Below are 18,859 nucleotides of genomic sequence, written 5' to 3'. Positions count from 1 at the left end.
CCAGTACCAGTACTGTCTCCTATAATGACATTTGTACCTGTTGGATTCGATAAGGTTAGTGTAAGTGTTTCATCTATTTCAACGGTTTGATCACCTGTAATGGTAATATCTACTGTTTTACTGGATTCTCCAGCGAGAAAGGAGAGCGTTGTCGTGCTAATGGCTGTATAATCAGAACCAGCTGTCGCAGATCCGTTTGAAGTTGCATAATCTACTGTAGCTCCTCCAGCAGGAGCAGGGGCATCCAAATTTACTGTAAATTGCAAGGTAGTAGTACCAGCATTTCCCTCAGCTATTGATGGATCATTTACAGATACTCTAATAATTGTATTTTTAGTCTCTGTATCTGTTGCTGCAGTACCGGTATTTCCAGCCATATCGTTTAGTGTAACACTTAATGTAATTGTTCCATCGGCTAATCCACTTAAATCAATCCCTGTAATCTGATCTGTAGCAGTTGCAATAGCGCCGATATTTGTAACTATACCAGCTCCTCCGCTACTGCTAAATGAGTAATTATACGTTGCACCCACTTCTGCACCTGCAAAAGTGAAACTCACTGCATTGTCATTAGTACCTGTATTAATAGGTGATTGATCTATTGTTACACTGTATCCAGTTGGGGCTTCATTATCTAATGTATATGTTTGATCAGTAGCGGGTTCAGAATTTGGTAAAGCATTTCCTCCTAAATCTTGAATATTTTGTCCTGAAGATAAGTTTATCCCTACAGTCCCATTAAGGTTTGCAAGATCGCCAACACCAGAGACTGTAATATCATATGTTGTTCCTGAACCTGATACATTAGAAATACTTGTGGTAGTTCCTGTTACATCAAAATCTGCTGCATCTACAAATTGAACAGGTTCATTAAAGATGGCTCTAAACACAAGCCCATCTGCATTGGTAGGGTTTGTTACAGGGGTTTGTCTTGTGATACTTACAAAACTTGGGTCTATTATATCAGGCACAGTGCTAAATTGTATATTAGCTCTATTTGTATTGGAACCAAAAGAACTTAAAGTACACCCATCTGTATTATCTGTATATGAATATCTATTTGAATTACCGGTTGTTGTCGAATATTGTACTGATGAATTACCAATAAATGTAGTGTTGTTAAAACAAAAATTGATAATAATACCATTACCATCATACGTATATGGAGTATCGAAAAACATAAAGTCCCAACCCGGATTAGGGTCGTGATTTCCATTAAATACTTCTGTAAAACCTGTATTATCAAATGCAAATGTAGAAAATTCAGTATCGGTAGTGGATTTCAGCGAAATAGTTACTGCACTACTAGGGGTTACATCTGAAATTACATTAAATGCTAAACCATATAGTTGATCTCCATTAGATAACCCCAGTGCTAATAATTCTGATGCTGTAATTAAATATTGGCGTCTCCCATCTTCAAAAAATGTAGTCCAGGGAGTAATTGTATTGCCCGCAGAACTATTAGTATCTGTACCTATTTGAATGATTGGATTGGCATTAGGGTCAGTAATAGTAATATTTCTATCTTCAGTACCACTGCAAAGTCCTGGGGTTTCATACGTAACTGTATACATCCCCGGTGTACTTGCAGACACATCTATTGTTCCAGTATTCATATCGATAGATAATCCACTTGGAGAACTTGTAAAATCTCCTCCTGTAACTCCTGTAATAGTAGGTGTTGGATCTGCATCTGCAGGTAAATACGAAGCAGCTGAATAACTAAAATTAGCATCTTCACGAGCAGTGATAGTAATGGTATGCGATCCACAAGCACCTGGTGTAACGCCTCCTCCTTCTCCTCTAACAAAATATGTAATTGACCCTGATGCTGGAGGGGTAACAATTACCGAATTACCAGTTGTTGTGTCTATTTCAGTGCCTCCACAACTTCCTGTATATATATGCCATTCTGTAGCATCGTTTAAATTTCCTGTCCAAGTGAGTAATGCTGAATTACCACTACAAATAATAGGAGGGCCGTGATTCACTGAAGGCACGCTTGGAGGTGTAGTTAGAGAATTACCTGAAAGCGCAACCGAGTAGGAGGTAAGTACTCCTATTGTATTAAACTGTACACTCAAAGAATAAAAAGAACTTGTAGAAAGAGTTTGGGAAACTCCCGAAGATAGTGTAACCGAAGAAGGTGCCGTATTTCTTGCTGATGTGGCATAAGTAAACAACGTAACTACTACATCATCAGACCATGTTGCCATAAATGTACCACTGGAGCCATCTGCTATAATCCAATGATCTGAGGGGTCAGCAGTAGGACAGCCTCCAGCAAGACAAACATCACCAGTAATAGTGGTTGCTGATGAAACTGTTAGCACTCCTGATTGAAGCACAGAATTGTTAGGTTCTGTTTCTGTGGTTTGGGCACTAATAATTTGATTTCCCAACAGGAAAACAAAAGCAATGAGTAGTAGTTTTTTCATAAGCATATGTTTAAGATAGTGATAGATTATGGGGGTAATTTTTTTATTTTGATCTATGCAAAATCATATGGCATACTATACAATGATGAATAGTAACCTTATCATTTTGTAAATTATCTTATGTATAAAAGAAGAGCGTAGTTATTTCTTCATATAGCGTTGGTTTAGTGTTTTTTGTAGTTTGAAAAAGCACTACAAATAAAAAGAAATTCTATATCAAAAGCAAATAAAAATGCATTTTATCGATTTTACATGTTCTTTGTCGGTGATTTGTGGTGTTAGAGATTAAATTTTGTGTTAAAAATCACATGAGAATGGATTTTTAAATTAGACATGTTTTATGGTGTTTAAGTATATGCTATCGTTGATTTTTATTAAGGTATAGTGATTCTCCTTATAGTGGATATTCAGGAAATTTCGATCGTTTCTTTTGGATGATTGAGGATTGTACCGACACGGTTAAGGATTTACCCTATAAAATTAACAGTTATACTAAGATAGCCAAGGCTCGTAACAACAGAGTTGGAAGTCTTGACCAAGAAGCTAACGTTCTTGACAACTTAGCTGATGTTCTTGACAAGAAAGCTAACGTTCTTGACGACTTAGCTGGTATTCTTGACAAGAAAGCTAACGTTCTTGGCGACTTAGCTGATGTTCTTGACAAGAAAGCTAACGTTCTTGACGACTTAGCTGGTGTTCTTGACAAGAAAGCTAACCTTCTTGACTAAATTTATGATACTATGTTGATGCAATGTGATGTTTCTGCTATCTAAAAACTTCTGATGGAAATACGACAGTGCTCTCATGGCCATTTTTTCCTACAGTGGCGATGCCAAAAAAGAAATTATCGATCACAATACCATCCAATACAAAGTTATCCACATCACCAACAAATCGACTATGATCCCATGTAGGGGATGTAGTATCTCTCCAGTAGATTTTATAACCTTTTACATTAGGGTTGTTGACTTTTTTCCATTTAAATTTTGCAGATGGTTCTACGATACCTCCAATTTTCACTTCAGATGGAGCAGGAGGCGCCCAGGCAAGACCAGCCAGATTAATGGCATTTACAGCGGTAAGTTTTGCAGCATATTCAAAATTAACATGTTCTACCACATCACCATATTTGATTCCGTTTTCTTCTCTAATATTTTGATGTTGTTGTGTATAGTTTTCATGGGCTTCCATAATTCTGATTCCGGCATATCCTAAATCATTAAAGGGTCTGTGATGCCCGCCCCGACCAAAACGATCTAATCGATAAATCATCATTGGATTCATTTCTGGCATATAGGTTTTTACACTTTTATGTACATATCTTGCTAATTGACGAGAAATGCCATCAACTTCACCTCCATAAAAACGTCTACGACGAACTTTCTTTTCATCATCTGTAAGATTGGTAGGTTCAGAAAATATTCTAAACGCTCTGTTGTCAATAACTCCATCTACTCCTTTGATATTACCAATCATGTCATTGTTAAGAATACCTATAATATCCCATCCTTGATCCTTGGCATATTTTGCTAATCCCCCACCACCAAAGAGTCCTTGTTCTTCTCCTGATAATCCAACATAAATAATACTACTCTCGAATGTATATTTGGATAACACTCTTGCGGCTTCAATAGTTCCTGCCATTCCGCTGGCATTGTCATTAGCACCAGGCGCATCTGTTGTAAAATCCATGGTGTCACTTGCTCGAGAATCTATATCACCACTCATGATGATATAACGATTAGGATATTTTGTTCCTTTTTGTATAGCCACTACATTCACTACCCATGCATCATGTGGTACTCTGGTTCCCATATCTTTAGTAACGAAGTCTTTTTGATAAAATACATCCAAACAGTTTTTACAATCTTTAGAAATGGTTTCGAATTCTGATTTTATCCATCTTCGTGCAGCTCCGATACCTCTGGTATTTGAAATGGTATCACTAAATGTATTACGAGTGCCAAAATCAGCTAATTTTTTGATATCCGTTTCAATTCGATCTGCAGAAACAGCAGTAATGATATCATAGATGCGTTGATCGGTTTGTGCTGTTAAAATGGTAGATAATAAAAGTAAGCTTAAGGTAAAAAATGTCTTCATTTGTGTGAATTTGATCGCCTAATTTAGGTAAAACAGGGAATTAATAAATGTGTCTTAACAAATTTATATGATGAAAGCTATTATCTTAAAAAAGTCACTTTAGAAATTTTACCGTTTGTTACTTCATAAATAGCAATCACATTGGAGTACTTTTCTCCGAACCTTACATATTCACGATCTATAACTTTATTCCCTAATACGATTCGATTCTTAATATTACAGTAAAGGTTAGGGACTTTTTCAAACATGTCTTTAAAACGTTCACGCATCTTTTCTTTTCCTTCCATTGAGATTTCATCAGGGAAATTATAAATCTTGATGTCATCAGCATATGTATCCATGAATGCATCAATATTTCTGGCATTATATGCATTAACTTGTCGTTGTACCACTTGTTCAGGAGATTCTTTAATTAAATTTGAAATATTAAGAATTTTACCGCTTTTAATGACTTCATGAATAGTGTTCAAATTTTGAATATTTTCTAAAGGGTTCTTATTTAAAATCACCAAATCTGCCAATTTACCTTCAGTAACAGAACCAATTTGATGGTCTAAACCAAAACCTTTTGCAGCATTTATAGTAGATGCTTTAATAATATCATTAGGGGTAATCCCTGATTTTTGCATAGCTTCGATTTCTTGGATATAGGAGGATGCATGCATTGTCCCTATATTTCCAGCATCTGTTCCTGTAGCTATATTTATTTGTTGTTTTTGTAATTTTTGAAGGTTAAGATCTATAACACTATCGAATTTTTTAAAACGTAATCTTATAGCATCCTTTTGTTTATCACTTCCTCTAATTTTTCTAAATCTTTCGGGAATTAATCTTGAATCTAAACCTTCAAGATCGAATAATGAAGCATATGCTTTTGGATTTGCATAGTTGAGATCTTGTGGGTGCATACTTAACTCTGAGAAAAAAGTTTTAGTATAGTTATTAGAAACTATGAGAGTAGGTATATAAGTTACTTTATTTTTTTTAAGAATTTTTGCGAATTCATCATCAATTATTTCATCTCTAACACTATGAACTAATATATCTGCTCCAGCTTTAACAGCAAGTTTTGCAGTATTTAAATCGGTAGCATGTATAGCAAGTTTTAAATTGTTTTTATGAGATAGTTCTGCAATATGTTTTACAATAGGGAAATTCTTTTTTGCTGGATTATCCTTATTTACGATGTACCATATTTTTATGAAATCAGGCTTATACGGGAGCATTTTGTTAAACAATGCGCTGGCTTCTTCTAAAGTACTAATCTTTTCTATAGGAATATCTTCTAACTTAGAGAAAGCTTCTGGTTGATAAGGAGAGAACAAAGGACCAGTAACAAAAACATTAGGAGATAAGTTGTTTTTGACAATACTATCTCTGATTTTAAAATTGTAAAAAGGACCACCAACATCCATTACTGAAGTAATTCCTAATCTTAGATATCTTTTAAAATTATCAGTAATAATATCTTTCGCAAACTGAATTTCATCCTCATAAGACACTACTTTTCTTAGATCAATTGCATCTGGCCTAGTATATAAACCGCCAGTTTGAAAAAAATGGATATGAGTATCAATCATACCGGGCATAATAAATTTATCAGTACCATTAATGATTGTAGTGCCATCTGTAGGAATATTTTTTTTAGAAGAAATAGATATTATTTTTTCATTTTCTATATGAATATGTTGTTGTTTTTTGATTTTTCCAGTTTCTACATCAATTATATTAATGTTTTCTATAAGTACTGATTGTGCTCCAATAGAAACTATATTTAAAATTGTAAATAGAATGACTGTAATTATGTTTTTTTTCATAATTGGTTCCTGTGGCTGTTTGTGATTATTAAATAAATGTTATCCAAGCGAGATTCCAAATTAAATAAAAACCAAGAATTAATGATGATGTCTTAACAAATTTATAATAGGATTTGTTATAGATAGGGATTTGAATCAAAATTAAAAATAAACTTCATTCTGATAAGGTTAAATGTGAAAATGATATTTATTATGTTAAAACGATTTATGTTTAGTTATAATTTATATTCTTTATGATAAATTTTACAGCACATTCACTGATTAAGTTTTAAAAATATGTTTACAGAATATTTGATAAGTGAAATAAATCATAAGGATATATAAAATGCATAAAAAGAAAAGCAGTATTGTTTTTTTACTAGTACCATTTCTTTTTTTTGGGCAACTTAAAGAAGAAAGTAAATATTATAATTGGTTTGATCAGGTTTTGGGTCAAGAGCATACAGGTTTGTATAATGGGAAATGGTATCTTGATTTTGATGTCAACAGGATATATGATAATAGACATGCATTTTTTCGTTCTGATGAAGTGCTTATGGGATCAGTTACTTATAGCGGTCAAACCTACTATGATATAAAGATGAAATACAATTTGGAAATAGATAGGCTTTTGGTACAGTTAAAATCTTCTTCTACAGCTTCTGTTATAAAACTAATACCAGATAAAATTGATGAGTTCGTTATCGATGGTTCGAGATTTATAAGAATTGATGATAGAGAAGTAGAGAAGGCAGAAAATATTCTAAATACTATATTTTATGAGGTTCTATTAGAAACTGAAGATTTGTTTTTATTAAAAAGTAATAAGAAAGTTAGAAATAGAAGACTAGGAGATACTGGAGATAGGATGGTATATGAGTTTACTAGTGCAAATAGATATATTTTATCTTGTAATGAGAAGTATTATGTAGTTAAGTCTAAATATGATATTGTAAAAATTTACCCCGAACTAAAAAAAGAAATTAAACAATTTTATACCACTAATAAGATATTAAAAAAATCAGAACCTGATAGATTTATGAAAAGACTATTCGAAAAAGTTGTTCAACCTTCGCAATTAAATAAAGAGTTGTAGCACTATGAAAAAATATTTGGGGCTAATTTTTTTAATGTATATACAAACTCAAAGTATATCGGCGCAACAAAAAGATTCTTTATTAACACTTTCTTTTAAAAATACAGATGTACTATCTGTTATACATCTGATAGAAGAACAAACAGATTATCATTTTTATTTTATTGATTCTTGGTTGAAAGAATATAATGATGTGTCTGGGGATTATAAGAATGAATCGATTATTAATGTCTTAAATGGTCTTTTTGAAAACACAATTATTAATTTTTTTATTATTGAAAATGATAAGATCATTCTAACTCCCAATAGCATTATATATGATAAAGTTCCTGATGGTTTTTTTGGGAGAGATTCTATCGTAACCTATACAGAAAATACAATAGGTAAAACGAAATCATCATCTTCTGTATTTGCGAATGCTAAAAAGTCTAAAAAGAATAAAATCGAAACCATTAGAATAGGAAAAGCTAATGCAGACAATACAAAACAAAAATTTGTACTATCTGGATATGTTAAAAATAGACAGACAGGAAATCCTTTATCTAATATTTTTATTAACCTTAATGGAGTTGCGGTAGCAACAAACTCAAAAGGTTTTTATGAGACAGAACTAAATACTGGACTAAATATTTTAGAAGTCAAAGTTCTGGCAATGGAAAACGTTAGGAAACGTATTATAATGTATAATGATGGACAATATGATATTATACTTAACGAAGGAATCGAACAATTGGATGAAGTAGTACTACAGACAAAGACATATAATAATGTAGATGAGGTAGTAACAAAAACTAAGATTGATGTAAAAGAATCAAAAAATATTCCCTTGGCCTTAGGAGAACGTGATGTACTTAAGGTTGCCACATCCTTGCCGGGTATAACTACAGCTGGCGAAGGTGCTTTGGGGTACAATGTAAGAGGAGGTAAATCTGATCAAAACTTGATTCTGTTAGACGATGCAGTTATCTATAATCCACAACATTTCTTTGGGATTTTCTCTGCACTTAATCCATTTGCTCTAGGAGATGTAAACATTTATAAGAATAACATTCCTGCAGCCTATGGAGGTCGATTATCGTCAGTTTTTGATTTAACTACAAAGGATGCTAGTGTTGAAGAGTTTAAAGGAGAAGCCTCTATTGGTCCAGTAACAGGAAATGTTCTTTTAGAAACTCCAATAATAAAAGGTAAATCGGGATTAATGGTTGGTGGAAGAGTAGCATATGCAAATTGGATTTTGGATGCCCTTGATGAAGAATCGCTTAAGAATAGCGAAGCCTCTTTCTATGATATTATCGCAAAATATAATCATCGCTTTTCAGAAAATTCAAAAATAGAAGCGACAGCATATATAAGCAGAGATGATTTTAGTATAACCTCAGATTCATTATATGTATATAATAATAGAGCATTGTCTTTGAAATGGAATTATAGATTTAATGATAAACATGCTGCAAAGTTATCGTTATCAAATAGCAGGTATGATTTTGACATAGAATTTGACGGAGATACGAATACTGATTTTGACATTGGATATAGTATTGATGAGAAAGATATAAAGCTACAGTTAAAATATCTATATAATGATAACATAAAATTTGATTATGGGGTTTCAAGCAAATTATATACAGTAAATCCAGGTTCTATTCAACCAACAGGAACAGAGTCTATTATTACTCCATTACGACTAGATGAAGAACGAGGTCTAGAATCTGCTATTTTTCTAGCATCAGAAATAGATATAACAAAAAACTTCACCTTAGATACCGGTATTCGCTACTCGGTATTTAATGCATTAGGAAAAGCTACTCAAAATGTATTTCAAGAAGGAGTACCTAGAAGTTTAGAAACCATTAGAGAAACTATCTCTTATGATGAAAATGAGGTCATTAAAACTTATGGTGGTCCTGAGTTAAGAATCTCTGGGCGATACTTATTAAATGAAGATTTATCAATTAAAGCGTCTTACAATAAGACCTATCAGTTTATAAATACCTTATCCAATAACACCACAGTTTCTCCAATAGATACCTGGAAACTTTCTGATCTTAATATAAAACCACAAAGCTCACAACAATATTCACTTGGAGTGTATAAAAATATGAGAGAAAGAGCATACGAATTGAGCTTGGAAGGGTTTTATAAATTTTCAAAAAACATTCTTGACTTTAAGACCGGTGCAGAAATCTTACTTAATGAAAATATAGAAACTGAAGTTTTACAGGGTAAGGGTAGAGCCTACGGAGTCGAGTTTTTATTGAAAAAACAAAAAGGAAAACTTTATGGCTGGCTAGGATATACGTACTCCCGCTCTTTTATTCAGTTAGAGAGTGAATTTAGAGAAGAACAAGTAAATAGAGGAGATTTTTTTCCTTCTAACTTTGATAAACCTCACGATTTTAGCATGGTCTTAAATTATAAATTCACCAAACGGTTTAGCTTAGCTACTAATTTTGTGTATCAAACAGGTCGACCTGTTACTTTTCCTATTGGGAGTTTTAGATTTGATGGGGCTGATTTTTCTGTGTTTAGTGAGCGAAATAAATTTAGAATCCCAGATTATTACCGATTAGATTTAGGGTTTAATATAGAGGGGAATCATAAACTTAATAAGCTTTCTCATAGTTTCTGGACGATATCTATTTATAATGTGTTGGGTAGAAATAATCCTTTTTCGGTATTTTTTGTTACCGAAGACGGAAAGGTTAAAGGATTGCAGAGTTCGATTTTCTCGATTCCTGTCCCATCAATCACATACAATTTTAAATTTTGAACCGATGAAATTTGCCAATAAATTGATCAGATATAAAGAAAAAGGTAAAATTTTATTTTTGATATTCATTTGCCTGTTATTTTCTCAATGTGTAGAAGAGTTTGATTTTGAAACAGAAGATTTTGAAAGTATTTTAGTCGTTAATACTACAGTAACTAATGAAGTAAAACGCCAACAGGTTTTATTGTCCCGAACATTTAGGTTTGAGGATAATGGACCGCTTCTTGAGTCTGGAGCTACAATAAAAGTAGTTGAAGAAAATACAGGGATAGAATATCTTTTTGAAGAGGTTTCTTCAGGAACGTATCTTTCTGTACAGGAATTTGCTGCGATGCCAGATAAAAAATACCAATTAATTATCAATACATCTGATGGAAGGTCATATGTGTCAGAAAAGGTTATGTTACCTAATGAAATATCAATAGATAGAGTGTACCCTAAGAGAATGGCTAATACTAGAGGAGTAGAAGGTATAGGGATACTGGTTGATACTTTTGATCCTACAAGTACTTCAAAATATTATCGTTATAAATTTGAGGAAACGTATAGAATCACTGCACCATTTTGGTCACCACAAGATATAGTGATCATTACCGGAGAAGAAGATTGTATATACGACTTTATTGAAAGACCAGAAGGAAGAAGGGTATGTTATGCTGATAATTTTTCGAATTCTATTATAATAACAAATACTACTGCTTTTAATGAAGATAGACTTACTGGATTTTTATTAAACTTTTTACCATCTGATGATATACGAGTAGTAGATCGTTATAGTATATTGGTAAAGCAGTTCGTACAATCAAAAGAAGCAAATGGGTTTTATCAAATACTCAAAGATTTTTCTGAATCTGAGAGTCTGTTTTCCCAGGTACAACCTGGGTTTATTGAAGGAAATATCATTTCAGAAAATAACAAAGACGAAATCGTTCTAGGGTTTTTTGATGTCTCTTCAGTCTCAGAACGGCGCATTTTTTTTGATAGCAATGATTTTATAGGTGACTTAACCAAATTTGATTTTGGATGTCAAGCTATACTACCTGTTATTGATGTAGAAAATGAAGAAACCAGGGAAGCATTTGAAAGACGATGGATTCGTGTTGCAAGTGACCGTTCTAATATGTTTGTCTCTATGGAAAGTAACGGTCCTCCCGAGCCAGAGGGGTGTAAGTCAACAATTGATGGTTTTACTTTTGTTACACCAAGAGAATGTGGAGATTGTACAGCATTTGGTAGAAGTGAGGTTCCTGATTTTTGGGAAGATTAAATTAAAGGACATAAACATAAATTTTAAATGACTATTATAAAATTATCTCTGTGAAAATAAGATCAATAGTATATATTATATTTCTTTTCGTTTTGAGTATGCAGGCGCAACGACAGTCGATATTAGAAACACCCGAAGAAGTCACCGGGTATCATATGATTCCTCAGGAAAAAATGTTTATACATTATAATACCTCTTTATTATTTGTAGGGGAATACCTTTATTATAATGTTTATAATTTTACGACAGATGATAATTTATTAAGCTCTATTAGTAAGATCGCATATGTGGTCTTGGTGAATGAAAAAGGAAAGTCAGTTTTTAAGCATAAAATCAAACTAGATAAAGGTTTGGGACAAGGAGATTTTTTTGTGCCTGTATCTATTCCTTCTGGAAACTATAAATTGATAGGTTATACACAGTGGATGCTCAATACAGAAGGATCTTTTTTTGAAGGAGATATAAGTATCTTAAACCCTTATCAGGTTGATCAGGACGTTATTCTATCCAAAAATGATTCCTTGATAAACCCGGTAGCCAAAGAATTAAAAAAGACCAGCCATAAGGAGGTTGATGCAAACATAAAAAGCACTATAAAATTATCTTCTGATTATGAAACGTATAAAAAGAGAACTCGTGTAGAATTAGCTATAGAAAATGAATCATTAGAGGGAGGAACATTTTCAATCTCAGTAAGAAGAAAAGAGGTTTTTAAAAATGCTAATGTATTTACTTCAAAGGAGTTTTTAGATAAATATACTGATATTTCTAAGAAATTGAATTTATCTCCAGGTTCATCGGTTTTTTTACCAGAAATGCGTGGAGAGTTAATTTATGGTAAGATTATTCCAAAGGAACCTTCTTTTACTGTTTCGAACCAAAATATAGCGTTATCAATGCCAGGGAAATCAAGTGATATAAAAATAGTTTCAACAGATAAAGAAGGCAATTTTGTTTTTAATTTAAACAATAGAAATATTAAGAATGAAATATGGATTGAAGTTTTTGAAGAAGGAAGAGAAAATTATAACATAGTAATTGACGAAATACCTGAGATAGATTATAAAAATTTAGAATTTTACAAGTTTAAGATTTCTAAATCACTTAAGGATTATATAGAAAAAAGAAGTGTTCATAACCAAATTGAAACTAACTTTTATAGTGTAAAACCAGATACAATAAAACAACCAGATTTTGTACTTCCATTTTATGGAAATAAGGAGATCGAAACCTATGTTCTAGATGATTATACGAGGTTTAAAACAGTTAGAGAAACAATATTAGAAATAGTAGATGGAGTATGGATCAAAAAAGACAATAATAATAAATCTGTATTTGGTGTAAGAACTAATTATCCAGAGCAGAAAAAGGATAATTTTCCGTTATTATTGATTGTTGATGATGTAATTGTACAACACCATGAAGATGTTATAGCATACAGTGCCAGTAAAATAAAGAGTATAGGTTACATTAAAGATCGATATTATTTAGGAACTAGAGTTTTTGATGGAGTAATTATTATAAAAACTATAGAAGAGGATTTTTTTAATGCATTAAATTATAGTTCGGATTCACCTGTAGTATTAGCCGATTTGCAGGATGATAAACAATATTTTGGACAGCAATACGATAAAGATAAAATCTATAGTCGTATACCTGATTATAGATATCAGTTACTATGGAGACCCAATTTTACAATAAATAAGAAGAAAACAAATATTACGTTTTTTACATCTGATGTGGTTGGAGATTTCGAAGTTTCACTAGAAGGTTTTACTACCAACGGAATACCAGTTTCTATTAAAAAAAATATTTCAGTTGAGTAGAGAAATAGCCCCTAACAGATGTAATGAATATTAATAATAAACTAGGAGATGGTGATACCAACTTTAAATCTAAATTGTTGAATGTATTAAAAAAATGACCTACTGAATAAAAGTAACTTTAGCAATTTTTGTATTTTCTATCTCATAAATAGCTACAGCACTGTAGTTTTTACTCTTAATGGTTAAAAACTCTTCATCAATGATGGTATTACCCATTATAATTCGATTTTTAATTTTACAATTCAGGTCTGGTGTTTGTTCAAAGAAACCGGTATAATTTTTTTTCATCTTTTCCTGTCCCTCATATAAAAGCTTATTAGGGAAATTATATACTTTTATAGTTTTACTATACGTTGCTATAAAAGCACTGATATCTCTAGCATTGTACGCGTCAAGTTGCTTTTGGATTATTTTTTCAGGGTTCTTTTTCTCATTTGTTTCTGAGAGAGGTCTAATAAAGGTAACTTTAATGATTTTTCCATTTTCTACTTCATATATAGCAGCTACACTTACATTTCTGTCTTTGTAAGTGACATATTCTTCATCGATAACTTTGTTTCCTAATACAATACGATGTTTTATTTTACAATGTAAATTGGGCTCTTTTTTAAACTTTTCCTCATAATAGGTACGCATCTCTTCTTTTCCAGTAAATCGAATAGTATTAGGATAATTATAAATAGAGATATTGTCAGAATAGGTAGAAAGAAAAGCGTCAATATCACGAGCATTATATGCATTTACCTGTTTTTGAACAATGTGCTCTGGGGAAATATCAGATACTACGGTTAGTAAATTTCCGGTAATATTTGTTGCAATTCTTGTGATATTGCCAATTTCTTTATCGGTAAAAGAATGAAATGCACTCCACCTGGTATCAGTTTTTGGATTAAACTGAAAAATAGTATTTCCTTTCCCCATCAAAATAGTCCCATCAGGTAACCAACACATATCCTCTGCACCAGGAATTGTATTGATAATTTCCTGAGTAATTCCTGTCATAGGATGAATTGATTTTATTTTCCAGATTTTATTTTCTTTACTGATATAGCTTATCAGTTTAGAATTTGGAATTTTATGAAGTGATCTCCCTACTTTTTTCTGAAGAGTATGATTGCTTCCATCGTTTAGATTAGATACTATAAGTGACATTGCATTATCTTCGAGTACAGATGATACAATGATGTCTGGAGTATACCACGTATGATATCCTACTTTGGGACCTTCTAATAAAGCTTTGGATTCCCCTGTTTTGTAATTGTAACGATAAAGTAATTGTTTACCATCTCTATCCAAACGAATAGAAGAAATTTCATCTTTGTTAGGAATCTTTGTTGGAGAATACTCACTTCCTTCTTGGGTTGAGGTGATCCAATTTATTTTTTCTGTTTTTATGTGATAAGCTGCTATGTCGGTTTGCTTTTTTCTTGTGGAGGAAAACAAGACGGTATCATCAAAAAAAGAGGGTTGATTATCATACCCTTCATTATTAGAGATATTTCTTTTATTATCAAGAGTAATTGTTTCTCCTTTTTTGATAATATCAAATAGATATATTTCTGTATCGGTTTGAGAAAATAAAGATGATGTAATGAATATAGTAAGAAGAACAATTGTATTTCTCATTGTTTTTGTTTTCTAAAATACATTGAAATATTGAAGTTATTCTTAAGTATATGTTAATGTGATGTTGGTGTTGAACTTACGTTTTATTGGGAATTGTAGAAATCAAAAAACCCAGAACATTACATTCTGGGTTTTCGAAGTTGAGTTAGAAAGGCTATTGCTGGGGGGTCAATAGTTAATTGTAAAATGAGATTCTTTCCACAACTAGGGTAATTTTAATTTAAAGCCATAACCCGTATACTCGTTGAGATGTATCATCAGCATTTACGAATGTTCCTGCTGTATTGATAAAAGTCTGAAAATTACCTGTTGTTGTATAATACAATCCTTGAGTATTGATAAGGAAGTCAATTAATGGTTGCATTTGAGATTCTAGAAATATAGAGTTACCTCCAACAGGAGCTATATATTCAAAGAATAGTTTTTTATCCATTACGCTAGGCCTCATATCATAAAATATATTTAAACCAGCACCTGTATTATCAACAAGTCGAATTTGTAAAAAAGTATCTCCGTCAGCTCCTTCTAGGTCAATAATAACTCTAAATTCAAACATGGACAATCCAAACGGAGCAACTCCTGTATTTATTTGATCAATTATGGCATCAAAACCAAGTGACGTTAGAGGGTTAGCCCCTAAACTTGGACGATACAAAAAGGTAGAAAAATCTACTCCGATATCAAGTACGTCATTAGTAATAAATGGAGGTTCATCTAAGAATCCAATCGTAGCTGTATTTCCTCCAACGGTTGAAATATAGGACATTGAAGTTTCATTAAAAATAAATGTTTCATAAGAAGTTCCATCAATTTCTATAGGTGGACTTGCAACAAGTCCATCAGTGGTATAAGCAATGCCATATGAGATTTCGGTAACAGTACCGTCTTCTGCTTGATTTGTAGCATTTATAAAAAGACGTAAACTATCATAATCTATGTTGTATACCTTTTTATTTCCAGAAGCATCTTCTATAGTAAGCCCTTGAAAAACCGAAGAGGTAACACTAGGTAAAAGGCTTGATCTTCTCGCTAGAGAGGTGTTTACATTAGCCCAGTCTCCTGCATTAACTGGTTCAAAAATTATAACAGCTTCGTTTCTAGGTTCTATAAAGGTAATATTTCCGCCTTCGTTTTTGATATACATAAAATTAGAATTCCCTTCATACCCAGATCCTATAAGTCCTGGAATATTACTATCGGATACTTTATGAATATGATTACGAGTAGAAAACACTAATTCTGTTGTGGTTCCCATTTTTACGTCATATCTGCTAGAGGTAATAGCCGTTTCACTATCTACATCTGATGTCATTTCTACGGTACCATCACTATTAAACTTCATATAAAAAGTAAATCCACCATATTCATCATCTTTTGTAAAGTAAATAGCTCTATACCCATCAGGAGAAGCTAATAGTAAATTTTGCAACTCACTAATTCTTTGGTCTATTCTAGTACTTGGAGTCTCATTAAATAACTCTTCGCTATCATCATTACTACATGAGAAAAAAACCAGTAGTAACGATAAAAACCATATTTTTTTTAATGCTTTTATAATCATTTCTGTTATTTTATTAGTTTATAATATCCAAAGTATTTTGATTTACCAGCTCCTGTAATTCATAAATGTCGATGCCAAATTCATCGGTGAAATATTGAGCAACAAATTGTTCTTTGGTTCGAATAAAAGCTTTAGCATCATCACTTGCAATAAGATCAACAATGGCATCAAACTCTGTTTTAGAAGTAGTTAACATAGTTGCCACCATTTCAGCAAAATCTTCTTGCTCCTCAGATGAGGCATAAGCTGTAATATATCCCAACTCTCTAGCTTCAGCATCAGATCTATTAAACCATTGAGCAGTATAATCTTCAGGGTTTACATTGCCGTAATCTGGATTATATGGTCTAGTTTGATTTAAGATATGAGCATATTCATGCTGTATCGTTTGGAAATACCTTCTTGTTAATGTAAGATCAGATAAATCCAATTGATCAACATTAAAAAGTGTGATTTTAGTTCCAGCTTCTGCGATACCTAAAGTAATGGTTCCAGTTTGGTTGAAATTAAAACCACCAACTAATGTAAACTGTCTTGGAGCGATATTTCTAATAAAATTCTCTCCTCCTAATTGAGTATATGGCTCTATCCATACTGCTTGAACTACCTCTAACAGAGGCTGAACATTTTCTTCTGTTGGAGGATATAAAAATCTATTTAAATCTACTTCATTTTCGTTCCATTTATATTGAATATCTATATTATAAGGCCCGATAAAATTGTTTCTTATCCATATGTCAAGCTCTGATAAAGCAGGAGTTTCAGTATTGATTTGAGATGGTCCAACACTTTCTCCTTTGTCGCAGCTTATCATAACTAATAAGCTGGCAACTATAGTTATATATTTAATTATGTCTTTCATACTTATTGTTCTTAAATTATTTAGTATTATCTAGGATTTGGCTGTAAACCAAAGCTAAGTGCATCTGCAGGTATCTGTAATTGTTTTCTGTTATCAGTTTTACTTAGTGTACTTTCGTTTTCATTAACATCCTCGTGGATAATCTCAAGATTATGTCTTCTGATATCAAACCAACGTAATCCTTCATTATGAAACTCTCTTCTTCTAAATTCTGCTAATGCATGAATCAACCCTAATTTGTCTGCTTCAATGGTATAAAATGGAGTGTATATACCTTCGACAACAGTATAAATAGTATTGATTTGATCAATAGTTAGTACATCGGTTGCAGCATCATATCCATCCACTTTTTTGGACAAGAAAGAATTGATGTCCATTACTGCCATATCTGTTTGACCTAACATAGCGTATGCCTCTGCTCTGTTTAATAATACTTCATCTGTACTTAAAAGCACAGAATTAATAAAAGGAATTCCAATACCTGCGGCTGCATTGGTAGTTCTAAAATATTCTACGTATTTAGGGATATTAAAAACTAAATCATTACCAAATACAGGGTACGCCCATCTTTTATTATTAATCTCAGTTCTGTTAAAGAAAAGACTAGTAGCCAAGCTGGCTGATAATTGGTATCGAGCACTAGCATAAGATCTGAAATATACAGAGTTAGATGATACAATTAATAAATTTGAAACATCAGTAGTTGAAGAGTATTCATTACCAATTTCACTAAAAGTAAAGGCATCATAAGCACCATTCCAATCTCTTAAAAGGGTTGCTGGAGCATCTCCAAGAACGTTATTACTATATTGTATTACTTTTTCCCAATCTCCTTTGAATAGATAAAATCTTGAAGCAAAGGCATTAGCGGCATCTTTATTAAAATGAAATTTTGGGATGTCGTAATCATTTGTTACAAGAGGTAATCCTGCTATAATATCAGCTTCTATTTTTTCATAGACTTCTTGTACAGTACCTCTAGTGTAATCTTTGATCACTATATCTTCTGGCTCTGTAACATAAGGAATCCCAAGGTCACTAGCCGCAGTAGTTGGGTCATAAGTTTTTGACCAAATATTCACCAACATAAAGTGAGCATATGCTCTTGCCATTAAAGCTTCACCTTTTAGAGAGTTAAGTTCACTACCACCACCCAATTCTTCTATTGAAGCTAATGCTTGATTGGCTTGTGCAATAGCTTCATAAGCTTCATTCCAATAATTAGTTGGAAAGTCAATATCTACATCATTTACATCTCTCCAGAAAAACATTTCTGTATTTACTCTAATTTCATCGGCGGTAGGTCCTTTATCTTCTGCATTATCAGTTCTTGGCTCCAAAAAAGTTGCATAAGTTGCGGCAGGATAGGCTAGTGTAAGTAATTCACCAATTTTCTCTGCAGTATCTATCTGTGTTCTATTATCTGGTATTTCGTCTAATGAATCTTCACAAGAGAATATTAAAATACTTAATAAACTTATACCAACTAATTTAAGTGTTTTTTTCAT

Annotated in this window: 12 protein-coding genes; 5 read left to right on the top strand and 7 right to left on the bottom strand. The window is 32.4% G+C overall.

The window, feature by feature from the left end:
* Positions 1-2,441: Calx-beta domain-containing protein (locus FOF46_RS20375; protein ID WP_167571899.1), on the bottom strand; the 2,441-nt coding region annotated here is incomplete at its 3' end.
* A gap of 434 nt (positions 2,442-2,875) precedes the next feature.
* On the opposite strand from FOF46_RS20375, the gene FOF46_RS20370 reads away from it, so the two are divergent.
* Positions 2,876-3,169 (top strand): hypothetical protein, encoded by a 294-nt coding sequence (locus FOF46_RS20370; protein WP_109436941.1) that lies wholly within the window; start codon positions 2,876-2,878, stop codon positions 3,167-3,169.
* 37 nt (positions 3,170-3,206) lie between these two features.
* Here FOF46_RS20370 and FOF46_RS20365 read toward each other — a convergent pair whose 3' ends face one another.
* A complete protein-coding gene (locus FOF46_RS20365; RefSeq protein ID WP_109436940.1) occupies positions 3,207-4,544 on the bottom strand; it encodes a M28 family peptidase in 1,338 nt (445 codons plus the stop codon).
* 80 nt (positions 4,545-4,624) lie between these two features.
* Positions 4,625-6,361: an amidohydrolase family protein gene (locus FOF46_RS20360; RefSeq protein ID WP_143917709.1), complete on the bottom strand. Its 1,737-nt coding sequence runs from the start codon at positions 6,359-6,361 to the stop codon at positions 4,625-4,627.
* Between the two features lie 325 nt (positions 6,362-6,686).
* Between FOF46_RS20360 and FOF46_RS20355 the strand changes: the two genes are divergently transcribed.
* Genes FOF46_RS20355 through FOF46_RS20340 form a run of 4 tightly spaced genes read left to right on the top strand, consistent with a single transcriptional unit; the run spans position 6,687 to position 13,302 of the window.
* Complete coding sequence (locus FOF46_RS20355; RefSeq protein ID WP_143917708.1) at positions 6,687-7,436, top strand: hypothetical protein; 750 nt, start codon at positions 6,687-6,689, stop codon at positions 7,434-7,436.
* Between the two features lie 4 nt (positions 7,437-7,440).
* Entirely contained in the window at positions 7,441-10,209 is a 2,769-nt protein-coding gene (locus FOF46_RS20350) for a TonB-dependent receptor (RefSeq protein ID WP_143917707.1), read from the top strand.
* A 4-nt stretch (positions 10,210-10,213) separates the two neighbouring features.
* Positions 10,214-11,476 (top strand): DUF4249 domain-containing protein, encoded by a 1,263-nt coding sequence (locus FOF46_RS20345; RefSeq protein WP_143917706.1) that lies wholly within the window; start codon positions 10,214-10,216, stop codon positions 11,474-11,476.
* A 50-nt stretch (positions 11,477-11,526) separates the two neighbouring features.
* Positions 11,527-13,302, top strand: coding sequence for a hypothetical protein (locus tag FOF46_RS20340; RefSeq protein ID WP_143917705.1), 1,776 nt, complete (start codon positions 11,527-11,529; stop codon positions 13,300-13,302).
* A 99-nt stretch (positions 13,303-13,401) separates the two neighbouring features.
* On the opposite strand, the gene FOF46_RS32360 is transcribed toward FOF46_RS20340, so the two are convergent.
* From FOF46_RS32360 to FOF46_RS20320, 4 genes are all read right to left on the bottom strand, one after another.
* Positions 13,402-14,928 (bottom strand): nuclear transport factor 2 family protein, encoded by a 1,527-nt coding sequence (locus tag FOF46_RS32360; protein WP_208746801.1) that lies wholly within the window; start codon positions 14,926-14,928, stop codon positions 13,402-13,404.
* A 220-nt stretch (positions 14,929-15,148) separates the two neighbouring features.
* A complete protein-coding gene (locus tag FOF46_RS20330; RefSeq protein ID WP_143917704.1) occupies positions 15,149-16,489 on the bottom strand; it encodes a DUF4302 domain-containing protein in 1,341 nt (446 codons plus the stop codon).
* A 13-nt stretch (positions 16,490-16,502) separates the two neighbouring features.
* Positions 16,503-17,351 carry a zinc-binding metallopeptidase gene (locus FOF46_RS20325; RefSeq protein WP_143917703.1) on the bottom strand — a complete coding sequence of 283 codons (849 nt, stop codon included), beginning with the start codon at positions 17,349-17,351 and terminating at the stop codon, positions 16,503-16,505.
* A gap of 26 nt (positions 17,352-17,377) precedes the next feature.
* Positions 17,378-18,859: a RagB/SusD family nutrient uptake outer membrane protein gene (locus FOF46_RS20320; RefSeq protein WP_143917702.1), complete on the bottom strand. Its 1,482-nt coding sequence runs from the start codon at positions 18,857-18,859 to the stop codon at positions 17,378-17,380.

This window comes from Aquimarina algiphila (assembly GCF_007489275.1).
GTDB lineage: Bacteria > Bacteroidota > Bacteroidia > Flavobacteriales > Flavobacteriaceae > Aquimarina > Aquimarina algiphila.
This window is presented reverse-complemented; position numbering and strand designations above follow the sequence as displayed.

Bases quoted from the DNA above. Each gene is read 5' to 3' on its own strand.
- FOF46_RS20370 (WP_109436941.1), top strand. From the start codon at position 2,876: ATGATTGAGGATTGTACCGACACGGTTAAGGATTTACCCTATAAAATT.
- FOF46_RS20365 (WP_109436940.1), bottom strand. From the start codon at position 4,544: ATGAAGACATTTTTTACCTTAAGCTTACTTTTATTATCTACCATTTTA.
- FOF46_RS20360 (WP_143917709.1), bottom strand. From the start codon at position 6,361: ATGAAAAAAAACATAATTACAGTCATTCTATTTACAATTTTAAATATA.
- FOF46_RS20355 (WP_143917708.1), top strand. From the start codon at position 6,687: ATGCATAAAAAGAAAAGCAGTATTGTTTTTTTACTAGTACCATTTCTT.
- FOF46_RS20350 (WP_143917707.1), top strand. From the start codon at position 7,441: ATGAAAAAATATTTGGGGCTAATTTTTTTAATGTATATACAAACTCAA.
- FOF46_RS20345 (WP_143917706.1), top strand. From the start codon at position 10,214: ATGAAATTTGCCAATAAATTGATCAGATATAAAGAAAAAGGTAAAATT.
- FOF46_RS32360 (WP_208746801.1), bottom strand. From the start codon at position 14,928: ATGAGAAATACAATTGTTCTTCTTACTATATTCATTACATCATCTTTA.
- FOF46_RS20330 (WP_143917704.1), bottom strand. From the start codon at position 16,489: ATGATTATAAAAGCATTAAAAAAAATATGGTTTTTATCGTTACTACTG.
- FOF46_RS20325 (WP_143917703.1), bottom strand. From the start codon at position 17,351: ATGAAAGACATAATTAAATATATAACTATAGTTGCCAGCTTATTAGTT.
- FOF46_RS20320 (WP_143917702.1), bottom strand. From the start codon at position 18,859: ATGAAAAAAACACTTAAATTAGTTGGTATAAGTTTATTAAGTATTTTA.